Consider the following 17201-nt stretch of genomic DNA (forward strand, 5'->3'; position numbering starts at 1 on the left):
CACGAATCACACATCATCCCATCAACCATGTGGTCATGGTTGGGCAAGCATGGCGAACCGCCGTATGCGGACCCGCATGTACGGTGGTGTGGGGAGACGGGGGCTTCTTACCCCCTCTTACCCGATTAGTGTTAGGATAGAACTTGGACTAACGAGGCAACACCATTCGTGCCAACTCAAACGGTCTCTTCACAGGCCGTTATCGACATCAACAAACAAAAGTAAAGGAGCAAGTGTGGTATGAGCGAAGCAGTAGAAACCCTTGACGGTTGGTATGCGTTTCATGACTTTCGGACGATTGACTGGGCAAGTTGGAAGCTCGCAGGCAAGGAGGTTCGCGAGCAGGCTATCGCCGAGTTGCTTTCCTTCACGGAACAGTGCCAGGCAGACCAAGCGCAGCGAAAAGGCTCGTTTGGCCAGTATGCAGTGACCGGTACAAAGGCAGACTTCTTGTGGATTCACATGCGCGAGACGGTCGATGAGTTGACAGAACTCAAACTGGCGTTTCAGAAGACGCTGTTCGCCGATTTCACTGAACCTGTTTATTCGTACACATCCTGTGTTGAGTTGTCCTCTTATCTGGCCAAACCAGGTGTTGACGTGGATACGGATCCGTATTTGCAGAGTCGCCTGAAGCCTGTTTTGCCAGACAACAAGTATGTCTGCTTTTATCCGATGAACAAACGCCGCGCTGGTGAAGACAACTGGTATATGTTGTCCAGACAGGAACGTGGCGAGATGATGAAGAACCATGGCCTGATTGGACGGAAATACGCCGGTAAAGTGACGCAGATCATCACCGGATCGCAAGGATTAGATGACTGGGAGTGGGGTGTGACCCTGTACTCGGACGACGTGCTGCAGTTCAAGAAGCTCGTCTACGAGATGCGCTTCGATGAAACGAGTGCACGGTTTGCAGATTTTGGTCCCTTCTACATCGGATCCAACGTGACAGGTCACGCGTTGCAGCGGATGTTGACGATATAATTTTTCGCGATTGACCGGAGCGATCCGATAGTCTGGATCTCGCTGTGTCCCTAGGTCTCAAGTCGGAGATATCAAACGGTCTCCGGCCCGTGGTTCCGGCCCTGAACTCTTCGTACAATAAAACTAAAGATGAGATAAGCAGGGTACAGCCCGAGCCGGAAGAAACGTCGCGGCAGAACGGCTGACCTGGAGCTAACCAAGGGATATCAAGGAGTGTTCCGCATGAGACTGAGATACGTTTTCGGATTGATTCTGATACTGCTCGGGGGTACTGTGCTTGCCAACGCTCTCGGTATGGCGGATTTCAGCCCGTGGCATTTGATTGTTGTGTACTTTTGGCCTGTTGTGTTTTTGCTCATTGGCTTGATGTTTTTCCTCGGAGCACGAGTCTGGAGTTTCAGCCGCATTATTATGGGGTTGGCGTTTCTCGCCATTGGTGGACTGATGACCGCAAACCGGGCCGGGTGGCTGCATATTCCCGCTGAAAAGGTATGGACGCTGTTCTGGCCTGTTCTTCTGATTGTCTTTGGGTTGCAGTTGTTGTTCAGTTCCCGGCGAGATGGCCGTTCGTGGGCCATTCTCAGCGGCATCTCCAGACAGCACCCGGGCTGGAAGCTCCGCAGCAGTGACTATTGGACGATACTTGGGGGAGTCCATCTCGATCTGCGTACAGCCGAGATACAGGATGCGAGAACCACACTCGAGGTTACGACGGTACTCGGCGGCGCAGAAATTCTCGTCCCTGACGATATCCGGGTCATCTGCACAGGTACTTCTGTCCTCGGTGGGATGCAACTGTTCGAGCGGGCATACGGGGGAGTCTACACGAGCCATGAAGCAGCAAACGGGCCGGTGGGCGATTCCGTTCCTGTGGTGCGGATCCACTGCACGAGCGTCCTCGGGGGAGTCAAACTGATGGCACGCTGAGCATGGCACGCTGAGATAGGAAAGAGCTTTTGAGGCACGTCGTTCATCCTACACGGACGAGTGACGTGCCTCTTGAATAATATCAATCCCCTGCGCTTTGAGCATGAGCGAAACCCTTCGTATCGGAAGCCCCATGACAGTGAAGTAATCCCCAGTAATACCCTCGATAATGGTTGCACCAAACCCTTGAATTCCGTACGCCCCTGCTTTATCCATGGGCTCCAGGGTATCTACGTAATGTTCGATCTCGCTTCTAAGAAGCGGGGCCATGGTGACCTCAGTCCGTTCGAATTCGGATTGTACTCTGCCACTTGGCAAATGAATGAGACAGACACCTGTAAAGACCTCATGTCGATTGCCTTGTAACCTGGAGAGCATCTCGATGGCTTCGTTTCTGTCGGCGGGTTTTCCAAGGATTCTCCCTTCGAGGACGACAATCGTGTCGGCGGCTAAAATCAGAGTATCGGATGTTTCGGGCGGTTGTCGCTTGGCCACGGCGGCCGCTTTTTGACTGGCCAACTGCCGCACAACCTCGCTCGGTGCAAGACCTTCTTCAATCACTTCGTCCAAGTCGCTCACGTCAATTGAAAACTCGAGGCCAAGCATGGAAAGCAGTTCTCGCCGCCGCGGCGACGACGAAGCGAGGATAAGCTTTGGCAACCAAATCAGCTCCTACTCTGTCATCTGTAATGCCGAGATAATACAATTGATATCAAACGTTTGCAAATTGCAGGGGTACAGAGGCGGGAAGGGGAGAACCTCATGAGCATCCAGATTGGGGACAGAGTCACTCACCCGGTCGACGGGAAGATCGGCACTGTGGAAGATGTGAAGCGAAATCCAGCATGTCTGATGCGGCATTTGGTCATCGCTTGGGACGACGGAACAGAAGAAGAGCTGGAAGAACTGGAGTTCGGCCCGCTCGAGGACTGACAGCGAAGGGACTGGGTCATAAGGGTGAATGCCTGCCAGGGCCATCCGCTGCACTGTCTGGACAATGAAATGAGCCCTCGGGGGCCTCGGGGGCTCATTTGTGTGGTCAATCTTGTTTGTTCTGGTGGCGAGCCTCATCTTTGATTTCTTCACGAAATCCCTGAATCGCTTCATTTCGCCGATCATTTTTTGCTTGAATGTCTGCTTTGTCCCTTGGGTCCATCTCGTCGGCATGTGCCTTCAGGTAGTCTTCGGCTTCCCGCATATTTTCCATGGTGTTGTCAATCGCATGGGCAATACGCTCCACGTTGTCACTTCGATCATCCGGTTTTGCCACAGCCTTCACTCCCGCATACAGATTACTGGTACAGCCGTATTCTGAACTGAGTCTTGTAATTTATGCGGTTGATAGTGTGAAAATTGTCGAATTGCCCGGGCAATTGTCGAATAAGCACTTTTTCTTTTGGACAAACCCGGTTATAGTGTTGGAAATACCATGAAAGGAGCGCTTCCGTGGGCAGTATTAGAAAGCTTCCATTGTCCGTTCAACACATGTTTGCGATGTTTGGTTCTACAGTCCTAGTTCCTTATCTGACAGGGCTCGATGTCGGATCGACATTGGTCGCAAGCGGCGTCGGAACACTCATTTTTCATCTCATTACTAGAGGGAAGGTTCCTGCTTATCTGGGGTCGTCTTTTGCGTTCATCGCACCACTGACCCTCTTCGTCTCAAAGTCACACTCGCCAGCACAGGCAGCAGCGGGTCTTATCAGCGTATCCGTGGTCTACGCCATTGTATCGCTTCTCGTCACCTGGTTTGGATTCCAGCGCATCCGTAAAGTGATTCCTCCTGTCGTGGTAGGCCCTGTCGTCTCTGTCATCGGTTTGGCTCTGGCAGGCACGGCGGTTACGAGCTTAGCATCGACTCATTGGGATGTAGCGATTGTCAGTTTAGTGGTGTCGATCGTGGCGTCGTTGGCAGGTCCGAAGCAAACGCGAATTGTGCCGCTTTTGATTGGCATTGTCGTTGGGTACATATACGCCTATATTCGGGGCGACGTGAGTTTCTCGCAAGTTATCCACGCACCAGTCATTGCAGTTCCTCACTTTGAGTGGCCCCATTTCACTGTCAGTGTCGTCTTAGCCATGGCTCCGATTGCGCTTGTCACCATTATTGAAGACCTCGGTCACATGTTTGTGCTGACTGAGATTATTGAGCGGGATGTCACGGTTAACCCGGGTTTTCCTCGCGTCCTCATCGGCAACGGCGTGGCTACCTTCATTGCGGCTTTCCTTGGTGGTCCAGCTCAAACCACCTACGCTGAGAACCTCGGTGTGCTGGCAATCACGAGACAGTTCTCCAGCCGGATTATTCAGGGCGCAGCCGTGTTCGCTATCATTCTTGGCTTGTTTGGAAAGGTTGGAGCTTTGATCCACACCATTCCTCCCGCAGTCATGGGCGGAATCAGCATCCTCTTGTTCGGTATGATTGCCACCATGGGCATCCGTCACGTGGTGGAAGAGCGGGTAGACTTGACGAACATGAAAAACCTGATTATCGTCTCCGTGATCTTCATTATTGGCATTGGGTTGCCAAACAACGGTATTGCAATCTCTACGCTGGCTGGGTTGCTGATTTACTGGTTAATCCCAGATGCTGCGCTGCGAGGCAAGGATACCGGGCAGGCTAAGGCTTAACCGGATCGGGGATAATCGATTGCTCCAGTTGTTCCACTCTGGAACGTGCGGCTCTTCAACATAAGGCTCTTCAACATATGACTATCTTCAGCTGTCCACTTCGATGGACAGCTGTTTTGTCTTCAACAGCTCTTGTGCAGTACGGTGTGTCAAATCTAGCGAAAATTCTGCTATTCTATATCTGAGTGGAGAATTCGACAGGAGGGCTATCAGTGGGACCTTTGGTGATTTCAGCTGCAGAGCGAGCGGAGCGACGGAAGCAGGTTGAGAAAAGACTTCAGAACGAAGGTATGAACGGCGCCGTCATTTTCAGTCCAACCTCAATTTTTTATCTGGTCGGTTTTCACTTTATTCCGACAGAACGGCCTATGGCTTTGATCCTTAAGGATGGGACTGCCACACTCTACGTACCACGCCTCGAACATGAACACGCAGAGAAGGTTTCGGATGCCGATGCCGTGCGTTCGTATCCTGAGTATCCATCCGAAGTCCACCCGTTACGTCGTTTTGCCGACCTTCTTCGCGAACTAGGGCTTGCTAGTGTAAACATTGGCGTGGATGCTGACGGATATGCGTCGTCTTGGGGGTACCGCGGTCCAAGGCTCAGTCAGGTCATGCCTGAGGCGAAGATCACGCCAGGCCTCGGACAGTGGATTGAAGAGATGCGGATGTGCAAGTCAGACGCAGAGTTGGCACTGATCCGCGAAAGTTGCCGTTGGGGGAACCTGGCGCATGTTCTGTTGCAACGCTATTCGGTCGCCGGCGCAAGGGAAATTGATATCTCGATGCGGGCTACTGCTGAAGCAACCTCTGCGATGATCGATACACTGGGTCCCATCTACCGTTCGGCGGGTTCCGCTACATCATCGGCTGGTTTTCGGGGCCAAATTGGCGCGAATTCTGCTTTACCTCATGCCGTAACCATCAATGCAACCTTAAAGCCGGGGGATACCCTCGTTACAGGCGCAGGTGCGGATATTTACGGCTACCATAGTGAACTCGAGCGGACGATGTTTGTCGGCGAGCCCAATCAAGAGCAACGTCGATTTTTTGACTACATGCTTCTGGCGCAAGACCTTGCCATTTCGCTGATTCGGCCAGGAATCCCATGCAGTGCTGTCGAGCGCGAGATGCAGCGCTTCTATCAGGAAAACGGGATCACACAGTACACAAGGCATCACACGGGGCACAACATCGGGCTGCAAGGTCACGAGATGCCATTCCTCGATCTCGGTGACGAGACGATCCTCGCCCCAGGCATGCTGTTTACGATCGAACCAGGGTTTTATGTGGAGGGCCTTGGTGGATTCCGTCATTCAGACACCATCGTAGTGACGGAGAACGGATCGGAATCCCTCACTTACTATCCGCGCGATCTCGATTCCCTGATCTGCGGCTGATAAGGCTCACGCACAACACGAGGATATGCGGGTGGTAACTCGCGCCGTGTATGACCAGAAAGAATGTGAGTTTTGAACGGCTTTCACGTACAGGAGGAGTAGCTATGTACCTTGAACGACTCAACATGCATCAGTTCGCAGAGCTTATGAATGGCAAGGTGAATACGGCGCTCGTCCCGATTGGAATGACCGAAGCGCACGGGGAGCACTGTGCACTCGGTACGGATTTTCTGATTCCAAGAGAATTCGTCCGTCGTTTAGACCAAATTGTGGGTGACAAAGTGGTCATGGCTCCGGAAATCCCGTACGGGCATTCGTGGTCACTGGCTCCCTTCAGCGGTACGCTGGATGTTCCCGGACGAGTCTTTGCGGACTATGTCTCAGCGGTCGGAGAGCAGTTGGTCCGTCAAGGCTTTCAGTACATCGTGCTGTTTAACGGTCACGGTGGAAACATGCCCGCGCTGTCCTTTGTGAGTGAACACCTTGCCGACATTGGAGCCACGGTCTTATCCATCAACTGGTGGATCGACTATCGCGATCTCATTCTCCCGATTGCCCCGGACTTCGGCCATGCAGGAGAAGACGAAACGTCTTGCGTACTTGCCATCGATGAGAGTCTTGTCGACATGCAGTACGCACATAAACACCTTGACAGCGTCTCGCGCAAACTTCGTTTCTCGGGAATGGAAGTGTTCAACTATCCGAACGCAAACAACGGGGATGCGACGAAGGCGACGGTTGACAAGGGCCTGGCCATCTACGATGCATTGATTCCGGCGATTATCGATGACCTCGAGGATATGTGGAGTCGGCCTCCGAGATCGGACGTCTGAGCGAGGTCCAGGCTCAGAAAGCAAAGTGTGGGACATTGAGACTAAGTGTTGGACATCGAAACCAAGTGTGGGACATTGAGACCACGTGCCGGACTGAGACCAAGTGTGGGATATCGAAACCGAGCCTGGACATTCAAGGGGTGTTTTGTACATACTCCCGCTCCTTCCGAGACATGCTAGTTACTGACTTCAACTGTCAACTCGGAGGTGGGTGTGGCATGACGGATGCGAGACGTAAATCGATTGGTCGTGGGGATGAAGCGTCAGGCCCCGTGATGAACGCACGTGCCAGCCAGAGCATGGCACGCGGTGAGAGCGAGGAGAAGCTGGGTCACCACCATTACGGAACACCGAAGAAGGGGAAGTATTCCCGTCGACTGGGCGGTGAGTATGGAGCTTCCGTCAGTCATTTACAGTAGTTCGGTTCAGTCATTGCGATCCAGAGGATGAGTATGACAGAGAAGCAAAGAAATACCCCGGTTGCCTCGCGCAACCGGGGTATTTCCATGTGGAGTCAATGTTCGCCAAACTCTCTCATGAGCAGCACCATGTGCAGAATGGCTTGTTCAAAATCAGCCAGTCGAATGGATTCGTCAGGGGCATGGGCTCGTGAATTCCACCACCCGCATCCGGTCGATACAATCGGCAGGTCAAGGCCGAGGTACTCGCCAAACGGATACATCGGTCCTGTACCGGCTGAGTTTGGTGCCAGAACGACGTCGGTCTGATAGGCCTCGCGGGCAGTATCGACGACCATCTGGACAAATGGGTGACTGAGATCGGATCGATAAGCGTGTTCCCCGTTCAAGAGACTGACTTCTACGTCTGTGAAGCCATGCAGATCGAGATGTTTTCGAACCTTAGCGAGGATATCCTCGGGACTCTGGTCTGGAACGAGGCGGCAGTCGACCTTGGCTTGGGCGCGGCGGGGCAGTACTGTTTTGCTGCCTTCGCCTGTGTAGCCGCTCTCGATGCCGCAGATGGTCATCGTGGGTGCTCCCCAGAGGTGGATATTCGGGTTTTCGTCTCCCGTAATCAAAGGCCGGCGAAGGCCCAGTTGTTGACGGAGCTTTTCTTCATCGAACGGTTGTTCCTCGGCCATTTGAAGTAACTCAGGCGGCAGCGGTGCGACGTCGTCGTAGAATCCGTCAACGAGGATTCGGTTGTTTGCGTCCTTCATGCTGGCCAGTGCATGGACTAATCTCCAGGCTGCATTATCGACGATTGCACCATTTGAGGAATGCAGGTCGACATCCGCACCGTGGCACCAGAACTGCAGGTAGCACATGCCTTTAATGCCTGCGACGAGCTGTACTTGCTCCTCTGCGTTCTTACTGCCAAACTCCCAAATACAAGCGTCGGCACGAAATAGATCTGCATGCGCTGCGAGGTATGCTGGAAGACTGGGTGAACCAATCTCTTCCTCACCCTCAATCAGAAATTTCACGTTGCAGGGGAGTCCGCCGTTTTCCATCAGCAGTGAGATGGCGTTCAGTCGAACGACCAGTTCGCCTTTGTTATCGGCTGCTCCGCGTGCATACAGCTTTCCATCGTGGATTTCCGCGCCAAACGGAGGCTTGGTCCACTCATCAAGCGGCTCTGGAGGCTGGACATCGTAGTGGTTGTAGAAAAGGAGCGTTTTGTCCTGATTGCCGTTGACCCCTGCTTGGAACTCCGCGTAAATGACAGGATTACCTCCGCAGTCGTCGAGTACCTGGGCTTTACCCCCGGCCTTGGTGACCATCTTGACGACAAATTCAACCGTTTCAGGCATACCAATATGCTGTGCGGCAATACTTGGTTGCTGGCAATAGCGCTGCAGTTGAGGGACTGCTTCAGTCAATTGGCGGTGCACCAGTTCCCTTAAGACGTCCATTTGTTTTCTCCTCTCCAGAACCTTCGGTATTCTCTGTTCAAACTGTCTCGTCATTTGTATGTTCGACAATATCGTGTGAAGTCCTTGTGGATGACAGCACTGAGAAGGTGAGGTATACTGGCGTGAGGAAGGCAGATGGAGCACCGAAGCTGGCGCGTTCAATCTGCCCTCTCCCATGTCTATCTCCGTGTCAGAACTATCGGACTCCGAAAAAGGTCAACAAAGACAAGGAGACACCATGAAAAAACCCCTCGTATTCTACTTTACAAGTGAGATATTTCTTAGCTTTGGGATTGGAATGGCGCAGTATGCGCAACCATTTCTGTATGCAGCGCACTTGTCCGACAAGGCAATTGGCGTCTTGTTTGCGGTGAATTCAGCCAGTTCGGGTGTCTTTGCCTTTCTTCTGGGCCCGGTTGCCGACCGAGTGGGAGCATCTCGAATGTTTAAGCTCTCTACATTGCTGATGGGCATCGGCTTCTTACTCATGGGGCTTGTGACGGGCTATGGAGCTTGGCTTGGAGCTTCGGTGTTGTCCGGTCTTGCTGGCGGTCTGCTCATGAGCACTGAGAATGTAGTGCTCAGTTCTTTGTCCAATCAAAAAGAAAAAGCCGGCATTCTCAGCCGGTTTGTATCGTTATATATGACGCTGATCGCGCTCGGTACCGTCACTGCAGGCTGGGTGAGTGCCATGACCAGCTACCGAACAGCACTCATTGTCGGTGCGTGTCTGGCCCTGGTGGCTCCAGCCATCCGTTATTTCGTCAAGGCGCCAGACAATCGTTCGCATCGGATGTTCCGGTTTCCGTCGCGCAGAATTCTATTCATGAGCGTCTATGCTGTCCTGTTCGGTACGGCGATTGGACTATTCCGTCCGTTTGCAACGCTTATCCTGCACGGTCACTTCGGTATGGGGGACAGGTTGACGTCTTCTATCTCAGCGGCGATGCTGTTTATGGTTTCAATCGGGTCCTTTCTTGTCAGCCCGCTTTTACGCCGCCTGCGTCATGGACGAACACTGGGAGTGGCATTTGTTATCAGTATCCTGTTGACTCTGGTCATGGCTTGGACCGGGAACGCCTGGTTGTTTGCGATTGGGTTACTCCTCAGTACTGTGTTGACGAGTGTTCCAGGGCCGATTGTGGATTCGATGTTCCTGGATGTAACGCCGCAAACCGAATATGCTCAGATGTTTGGCATTCGGGTGTTCGGCAACAGCGCAGGCAGCGCCATAGGGGCCTATGGTGGCGGCATATACATGAACCAGGATGCCATCGGAGGATTGTTCTCTCTTTCCGCAGGGATCCTCGTCGTCTCGAGCTTGTACCTCTTTTGGCTGCTTGGGCGCGTCCTGCGCAGAGGCCAAATTGGCCCCTCGAGTGAACAATCGCCTCTAACGGGGATGGAAGCCTGAAGGAGGACGCAAGCCAGAAGTGGGATGGGAAGCCAGAAGTGGGATGGGAAGCTTGAAGGAGGACGCTATCCCGAAGACTTCCGGCCTCCTTCGTCGCTGTTGCTGCGGTGCAAGTGCTACGGCTGCAATTGCTGCGATGTTGCAGCGGCGAGTGCATGTTCTGCCGCAGAAGAACCTGCCAAGTGACCCGAAGAGAATGCCACCGTGATGTTATATCCCCCCGTATGGGCGTGTACGTCCATCACCTCACCGGCAAAATAGAGTCCATCACAGACCTTCGAGGCCATCGTTCGCGGGTCAATCTCGCGAACACTGACCCCGCCTCCGGTTACGGTCGCTTGTTCGAGCGGGAGGGTACCTGTGATCTCCACGACAAACCCTTTGATATGTTGTGCAATCGCGTCCAAATCGGTATTTTTGACCTCACTCATCGGTGTGTCTGCGGGAATTTTCGCCACTTCCAAAATCACATCTGCCAGACGATCCGGTATAAACCTCGGCAACAGGTTGTGGATATGCTTCTTCGGTTCCTCCTCTTTGGCCCTTTTCAAGTCCGCTTGAAGTTCGGATAAGGGTTGTGAAGGGAGAACGTCGATGTGGGCAGTTAGCCGGCAATCAGTGTCTTTTCGCCGTGCAGTGGAGACATAATGGCTGCAGCGGAGCGCAGCCGGACCGCTCAGCCCGAAATGGGTGAACAGCATATCTCCGGTTTCGGTCGTGAGTTTTTTTTGTTTTTTTCCGTGCACGTAGACGGAGATATGGATACCGCGCAATGACAGACCCTGCAGGGTTCGTTCACGGATAAACCAGTCTTTGCTGGTCAGCGGCACCTCAGTAGGATAGGGTGAAACGATGGCATGCCCAACGCGGGCGGCCCAAGGATATGCATCTCCTGTGCTGCCTGTCTTGGGCACACTCGCGCCACCTGTTGCGATGACGACGGATGGTGCATAGACAACACGTTTATCGGACAGCACCACCCCCGTTATCCGGCTGTCCGCTGTCATGAGGTCCTTTACCCGACACTCTTCCCAAACATCAACTCCGGCCTCAAACACTCGATTTACAAGTGCCTTGACGACCGTTTGAGCCTTGTCTGTGACAGGGAATACGCGTCCTCGGTCTTCTTCCTTGAGTGCGATCCCAAGCCCTTCAAAAAACTGCATGACGTCAGAGTTAGAAAACCGGTGCAGTGCAGAGTGCATGAACCGTCCGTTACCAGGTATGTTTTCCATCAATTCGGGCAGAGGCTTTGCATTGGTTACGTTGCACCGGCCGCCGCCCGATATACCGAGCTTACGGCCGAGTTTATTGCCCTTTTCGAGCAAAAGCGTGCGGGCTCCGAAATCGGCCGCTGCGAGTGAGGCCATCAGCCCGGCTGGACCTCCGCCAATGACAATGACGTCATAGGTCAAGTCACTCGAAGCGGACTGCCGTGCGATCGGATTGTGTGATGTCGACGTTGTCGACGAGTTGGCCCCAACGTCTGGTTCCGTTGAATTGCTTGAAGTCGGGCTGCCGGCATTCGGATTGCTTGAACCCAGGTTGCTTGAAGTCGGGCTGCTGGTATTCGGGTTGCCGGCATTCGGACTGCTTGAACCCAGGTTGCTTGAAGTCGGGTTGCTTGAAAAGCTCACGGTTGATGTCCACCTCTATCGGAATACGGCTATCGTGATCGTCAGATAAACAGGGTATTTTGCCACAGTGTACCGCCCGAATTGGGTCTTCGCAAACGGAAGGTGTACAATTAGGGGACGGGCGCACAATGATAGATGACGCCCGATGGGAGATAGGAGGAGACATAACACATGAATCCATTTCGCTTTCAAAACCCGACCGCGCTTTATTACGGAAAGGGACAAATCGAAGAGTATCTAGCTGCTGAGGTCACCAAGGTAGGTAAAACAGTACTCTTGGTGTATGGCGGTGGAAGTATCAAACGGAACGGCCTCTATGATAAGGTCGTCGGCATTTTGAAGAGTGCTGGTGTGACTATACATGAGCTGTCTGGTGTAGAGACGAATCCTCGGCTGACAACTGTTCATAAAGGTATCGACATCTGCCGCAAAGAAGGCGTCGATCTCATTCTCGCGGTTGGGGGCGGATCGGTCATTGACTGTTCGAAGGCCATTGCCATGGGTGTGAAGTACGAAGGTGATGTCTGGGAGATTTATGCACGCAAGGGTGCAGCAACAGGTGCACTCCCGCTGGGGACGATATTGACGTTGGCGGCCACCGGATCGGAAATGAACTCTGGCGGTGTCATCACCAATTGGGAAACGAAGGAGAAGCTTGGGGGCGGATCGCCATACACATTCCCGGCATTTTCATTTTGCGATCCGGAGAATACATACACGGTACCTAAAGACCAGACGGTGTACGGTATCTGTGATATGCTCTCCCACTGTTTTGAGCACTACTTCCACCCCACGGAGCATACGCCGTTACAGCAACATCTGATTGAGGCTGTCATCTCGACGATTGTCGAGAACGCACGTTTTGCGGTTGATAACCCGGAAGACTACAACGCTCGGGAGACCATCATGTACTGCAGCACAATGGCGTTAAACGGCATGATCAACATGGGTGTACAAGGTGACTGGGCTTGTCACGCCATCGAGCACGAGATCAGCGCGATCTACGACATCCCACATGGCGGTGGACTGGCGATTGTGTTCCCGAACTGGATGGATCACGTGGTGAATGTGAATCCGCAGCGGTTTGCGAATCTGGCAACCCGAGTGTTTCATGTCGATCCGACTGGAAAGTCGACGGAGGAGCTTGCCGGGATCGCGATTGAAAAGGTTCGCGAATTCTTCCGCTCAATTGGCGCACCGACTCGTCTTGCGGACTATGACATTGGCAGTGAGAACGTCGAACGGATGGCAGAACAGGCCGTTCGCTTCAAGCCGATCGGCAACTTCACCTTGCTTGGCAAGGAAGACGTCCAACAGATTTTAAAGGCTTCACTGTAAGGTGTTTGTGTTTGGGGGCGAGTGGCTTGGCGGGGCCGGGTCGCGAGCCGGTCGGGCCAGGTCGGTGGGGCTAGGTCGGTGGGCAGCTAAGTCGTTACGAGCGACTAAGCTGACGCTGCAGTCGGTGAACCGCCGTGGTTAAGTCGGCGAAACCGACTAAGGCAAGGGAAAATCGGAAGTTAAGTCGGTGGGACCGACTTAACGGATCGCCTGAGGGGCAGCTAAGTGGCTGCGAGCGACTAAGCCGACGCTGCAGGTGGTGAATCGCCCTGGCTAAGTCGGCGAAACCGACTAAGGCAAGGGAAAATCGGAAGTTAAGTCGGTGGGACCGACTTAACGGACCGCTAGAGGGGCAGCTAAGTCGTTGCGAGCGACTAAGCCGACGCTGCAGGCGGTGAACCGCCCTGGCTAAGTCGGCGAAACCGACTAAGGCAAGGGAAAATCGGAAGTTAAGTCGGTGGGACCGACTTAACGGACCGCTAGAGGGGCAGCTAAGTGGCTGCGAGCGACTAAGCCGACGCTGCAGGTGGTGAATCGCCCTGGCTAAAGTCGGCGAAACCGACTAAGGCAAGGGAAAATCGGAAGTTAAGTCGGTGGGACCGACTTAACGGACCGCCGGAGGGGCAGCTAAGTCGTTACGAGCGACTAAGCCGACGCTGGAGGCGGTGAACTGCCGTGGCTAAGTCGGCCGCAAAGGTGGCGAGCCTACTTCGACTAAGTTCACGCACCCGCTCCGAGTTGGGGAGTCCCAGCTCGACAGCTCGAAGCAGCACATAAACACAGAAAAAGAGCCGTCCTAGGTGTCGATCGAGTGCGACACCCGGGATGGCTCTCTTTTTATCCCATGATCCTTCAATCATTAAACCCAATGGAACAGGGTGGAGTCGACGGGGCTCCACCCTGTAACCTTTCCGTAAGCGTCAGTTTCTCGGCGGCACGTTCGGGTCAACGACGGGTGTCTAGGCCTACCCACACGACCCTTTAGTCGAATGCAGCCCAGCGGGCTAGCCGCACGCAAGTACAGTGCCGGCCACTGAGACCAGACTGTTCGCCCACGACCAGACGACGACCTCACGACGACCCTGCTGACGACCTCACGACGACCCTGCTGACGACCTCACGACGACCCTACCGACGACCAGACGACGACCTTACGACAAACCTTGCTTACGCGGTCTCGCCGGTCAGGAAGTTGCGGAGCACGGTCTGCAGAATACCGCCGTTCCGGTAGTACTCGATTTCGACCTGGCTGTCGAGGCGCAGCGTCGCGTTGAAGGATGACTCGCTGCCATCGGTCTTCTTGACGGATACCTTGACATTCTGGCCTGGTGTCAAATCACCCTTCAGGCCTTCGATGCTGAACGTCTCAGTGCCATCGAAGCCAAGGGACTTCCAGCTTTCACCGTTCTGGAACTGCAGCGGCAGAACGCCCATGCCGACCAAGTTGCTGCGGTGGATACGCTCGAAGCTCTCCGCGATGACGGCCTTTACGCCGAGCAGCGTGGTACCCTTTGCTGCCCAGTCACGGGAGCTGCCTGTTCCATATTCCTTACCAGCGACGACGACCAGTGCTTGACCCTCGTTCTGGTACTTCATCGATGCATCGTAGATAGCCATCACTTCGTCAGTCGGCAGGTACTTCGTGACGCCGCCTTCGGTGCCAGGTGCAACCTGGTTGCGGATGCGGATGTTCGCGAAGGTGCCACGCATCATGACTTCGTGATTACCGCGGCGTGAGCCATAGGAATTAAACTCAGCCGGTGTCACACCATGCTCTGTCAGGTAGCGGCCTGCAGGGCTGTCGACTGCAATGTTACCTGCTGGCGAGATGTGGTCGGTTGTGACCGAGTCGCCGAGCAGGGCAAGCACATTGGCTGCTTGGATGTCGCTAGACTCTGGCAGGTCAGCAGTCAGGCCAACGAAGAACGGTGGTTCCTGAATGTAGGTTGAAGCTTCATCCCACTCGTAGAGTTGACCCTCTGGGGTCTCGAGTGCGTTCCAGCGCTCGTTGCTGTCGAACACGCCAGCGTATTCCGACTTGAACAGGTCTGCGCTGAGAACCTTCTGGATGGTCTCCTGAACTTCCTTGGAGCTCGGCCACAGGTCCTTCAGGTAAACCGGGTTGCCGTTTTTGTCGGTGCCGAGTGCCTCGGTCTGGAGGTCGATGTCGACCGTACCTGCGAGAGCGTAAGCCACGACGAGCGGCGGCGAAGCCAGGTAGTTTGCCTTCACCAGGCTGTGGATACGGCCTTCAAAGTTTCGGTTACCAGACAGGACTGCAGACACCAACATGTCGTTGTCCTTAATGGCGGCTGAAACTTCATCCGGCAACGGACCGCTGTTTCCGATACAGGTTGTGCAACCGTAACCGACGACGTCAAAACCGACCTGTGCCAGCGGCTCAAGCAGATCTGCCTTCTCGAGGTAGTCGGTAACAACGCGGGAACCAGGTGCCAAGCTCGTCTTCACGTAAGACGGCGGTGTCAGGCCAAGTTCTGCAGCCTTCTTTGCGATCAGGCCGGCGCCAACCATGACGGATGGGTTCGATGTGTTCGTGCAGCTTGTGATGGCAGCAATAACAACTGCGCCAGGCTTCATGGTCGACTCTTTATCGTTCAGCGCAACGGCTGCTTCCTTCGCAAAGTCGGAATCGGACAAGCCGAAACCGCCCTTGTCAACCGGTTTAGCGGCTGCGTCTTCGAAGGTTTGCTTCATTGCGTTCAGGGCAATCTTGTCTTGTGGGCGCTTCGGACCTGCCATCGTCGGCTGAACCGTCGAAAGGTCGAGTTCGAGCGTGTCTGTGTAGACCGGATCGGGCGTCTCATCCGTACGGAAGATGCCTTGTTCCTTGTTATACGCTTCGACCAACTGGACGAGCTCTTCGTCACGACCGGTGCCGCGCAGGTAATTCAAGGTTTCAGCGTCGACTGGGAAGAAGCCCATCGTTGCGCCGTATTCTGGTGCCATGTTTGCAACGGTTGCTCTGTCAGCGAGGCTGATGTTCGACAACCCTGGGCCGTAGAATTCCACAAACTTGCCAACGACACCCTTCTTACGGAGCATGTTGGTGACGGTCAGTGCGAGGTCGGTCGCTGTTGCACCTTCCGGCAACTGGCCAGTCAGTTTAAAGCCGATGACTTCAGGCAACAGTTGATAAAGCGGTTGTCCGAGCATGCAAGCTTCAGCTTCGATACCGCCGACACCCCAGCCAAGGACACCGATACCGTTGATCATCGTGGTGTGCGAGTCAGTACCAACAAGGCTGTCTGGGAATACGTACATTTCGCCATCCATTTCCTTCTGTTGAACGACTTTCGCAAGGTATTCCAAGTTCACTTGGTGAACGATACCGGTTCCGGGTGGAACAACGCGGAAGTTGTTGAATGATTTTTGCGCCCAGCGCAGGAACTTGTAGCGCTCTTCGTTGCGCTCAAACTCTTTCTTGATGTTAAATTCAAGGGCTGCTTGGGATGCGAACGCATCTACTTGAACCGAGTGATCGATGACCAAGTCAACCGGAATCAATGGATTAATACGATCTGGGTTGCCGCCAAGACGCTTCATCGCGGAGCGAAGTGCTGCGAGATCGACGACTGCTGGTACGCCTGTGAAGTCCTGCAACAAGATACGTGCTGGCTTAAAAGGTACCTCAGACTTTGCAGGTGATGCAGCATTCCAGTTTGCGAGTGCTTTGACGTGATCGTCGCCGATTGCGTGGTTGTCGTACTGACGTACAACAGCTTCGAGCAGAATTTTGATAGAGAATGGTAGTTTAGATACAGGACCAACACCCTGTTCCTCGAGGCCATTCAATCGGAAGTAGGAATACGACTTATCCCCGACCGACAAAGATGCTTTGATCCCAAATGGATCGCGGTAGTTCGCCATCGAATCTCCCCCACTCTGTGATAATAATGCCGGATAAATTGGGTATGCGTGTAAGCCTTACGTCGTGCCTTACAACGACCATTACCCATTGTTGCAGACGCACGGTCCAATGTCGAATATCGATTGACAATCCCGATGGGGGAATCGCGTATCTCGATAGATCGGCATCGCAAAACGCGTGCGGACAGTGTCGCCGAGGAATAAAGATTGGCAACGGTCCGTCCTGATGTAAACATGAAAAGACCTTTGAATCGGGTTTGCCTCAAATTC

At 53.9% G+C, this 17201-nt stretch carries 14 protein-coding genes; 9 read left to right on the plus strand and 5 right to left on the minus strand.

Going from position 1 to position 17201, the window contains the following annotated elements; translation table 11 throughout:
• The first annotated feature begins 240 nt into the window (after nt 1–240).
• A complete protein-coding gene (gene hemQ / locus AN477_RS09905) occupies nt 241–987 on the plus strand; it encodes a hydrogen peroxide-dependent heme synthase (RefSeq protein WP_054968999.1) in 747 nt (248 codons plus the stop codon).
• Nucleotides 988–1209: 222 nt separating this feature from the next.
• Entirely contained in the window at nt 1210–1914 is a 705-nt protein-coding gene (locus tag AN477_RS09910) for a LiaF transmembrane domain-containing protein (protein ID WP_054969000.1), read from the plus strand.
• 48 nt (nt 1915–1962) lie between these two features.
• Here AN477_RS09910 and AN477_RS09915 read toward each other — a convergent pair whose 3' ends face one another.
• The gene (locus AN477_RS09915; RefSeq protein ID WP_083486138.1) at nt 1963–2574 is read right to left on the minus strand and encodes a Maf family protein; all 612 of its coding nucleotides are present in this window, start codon (nt 2572–2574) and stop codon (nt 1963–1965) included.
• Between the two features lie 102 nt (nt 2575–2676).
• On the opposite strand from AN477_RS09915, the gene AN477_RS24440 reads away from it, so the two are divergent.
• Nucleotides 2677–2847 carry a hypothetical protein gene (locus tag AN477_RS24440; RefSeq protein ID WP_157061897.1) on the plus strand — a complete coding sequence of 57 codons (171 nt, stop codon included), beginning with the start codon at nt 2677–2679 and terminating at the stop codon, nt 2845–2847.
• 106 nt (nt 2848–2953) lie between these two features.
• Here the strand turns inward: AN477_RS24440 and tlp are convergent, their stop codons facing one another.
• Nucleotides 2954–3184, minus strand: coding sequence for a small acid-soluble spore protein Tlp (gene tlp / locus AN477_RS09920; RefSeq protein ID WP_054969001.1), 231 nt, complete (start codon nt 3182–3184; stop codon nt 2954–2956).
• Between the two features lie 215 nt (nt 3185–3399).
• Between tlp and AN477_RS09925 the strand changes: the two genes are divergently transcribed.
• The 4 genes from AN477_RS09925 (at nt 3400) to AN477_RS09940 (ending at nt 7197) form a co-directional block, all read left to right on the plus strand.
• A complete protein-coding gene (locus AN477_RS09925) occupies nt 3400–4545 on the plus strand; it encodes a uracil-xanthine permease family protein (RefSeq protein WP_157061898.1) in 1146 nt (381 codons plus the stop codon).
• A 212-nt stretch (nt 4546–4757) separates the two neighbouring features.
• Nucleotides 4758–5945: a M24 family metallopeptidase gene (locus AN477_RS09930; protein ID WP_245631781.1), complete on the plus strand. Its 1188-nt coding sequence runs from the start codon at nt 4758–4760 to the stop codon at nt 5943–5945.
• Nucleotides 5946–6049: 104 nt separating this feature from the next.
• The gene (locus AN477_RS09935; RefSeq protein WP_054969002.1) at nt 6050–6778 is read left to right on the plus strand and encodes a creatininase family protein; all 729 of its coding nucleotides are present in this window, start codon (nt 6050–6052) and stop codon (nt 6776–6778) included.
• A 218-nt stretch (nt 6779–6996) separates the two neighbouring features.
• Complete coding sequence (locus AN477_RS09940; RefSeq protein ID WP_054969003.1) at nt 6997–7197, plus strand: hypothetical protein; 201 nt, start codon at nt 6997–6999, stop codon at nt 7195–7197.
• A 95-nt stretch (nt 7198–7292) separates the two neighbouring features.
• Here the strand turns inward: AN477_RS09940 and AN477_RS09945 are convergent, their stop codons facing one another.
• The gene (locus tag AN477_RS09945; protein ID WP_054969004.1) at nt 7293–8654 is read right to left on the minus strand and encodes a M20/M25/M40 family metallo-hydrolase; all 1362 of its coding nucleotides are present in this window, start codon (nt 8652–8654) and stop codon (nt 7293–7295) included.
• 238 nt (nt 8655–8892) lie between these two features.
• On the opposite strand from AN477_RS09945, the gene AN477_RS09950 reads away from it, so the two are divergent.
• Nucleotides 8893–10068, plus strand: a complete 1176-nt coding sequence (locus AN477_RS09950) for an MFS transporter (RefSeq protein ID WP_054969005.1) — start codon at nt 8893–8895, stop codon at nt 10066–10068.
• Between the two features lie 116 nt (nt 10069–10184).
• Here AN477_RS09950 and AN477_RS09955 read toward each other — a convergent pair whose 3' ends face one another.
• On the minus strand, nt 10185–11483 hold the full coding sequence (locus AN477_RS09955) for a BaiN/RdsA family NAD(P)/FAD-dependent oxidoreductase (RefSeq protein ID WP_211265992.1): 1299 nt from the start codon (nt 11481–11483) through the stop codon (nt 10185–10187).
• Nucleotides 11484–11876: 393 nt separating this feature from the next.
• Here AN477_RS09955 and AN477_RS09960 point away from each other — a divergent pair, with 393 nt between their 5' ends.
• Nucleotides 11877–13043 (plus strand): iron-containing alcohol dehydrogenase, encoded by a 1167-nt coding sequence (locus tag AN477_RS09960; protein ID WP_054969006.1) that lies wholly within the window; start codon nt 11877–11879, stop codon nt 13041–13043.
• Between the two features lie 1167 nt (nt 13044–14210).
• On the opposite strand, the gene acnA is transcribed toward AN477_RS09960, so the two are convergent.
• On the minus strand, nt 14211–16931 hold the full coding sequence (gene acnA, locus AN477_RS09965) for an aconitate hydratase AcnA (protein WP_054969007.1): 2721 nt from the start codon (nt 16929–16931) through the stop codon (nt 14211–14213).
• Nucleotides 16932–17201: the final 270 nt, after the last annotated feature.

This window comes from Paenalicyclobacillus ferrooxydans (assembly GCF_001399675.1).
In the GTDB taxonomy this organism is placed as follows: domain Bacteria; phylum Bacillota; class Bacilli; order Alicyclobacillales; family Alicyclobacillaceae; genus Alicyclobacillus_B; species Alicyclobacillus_B ferrooxydans.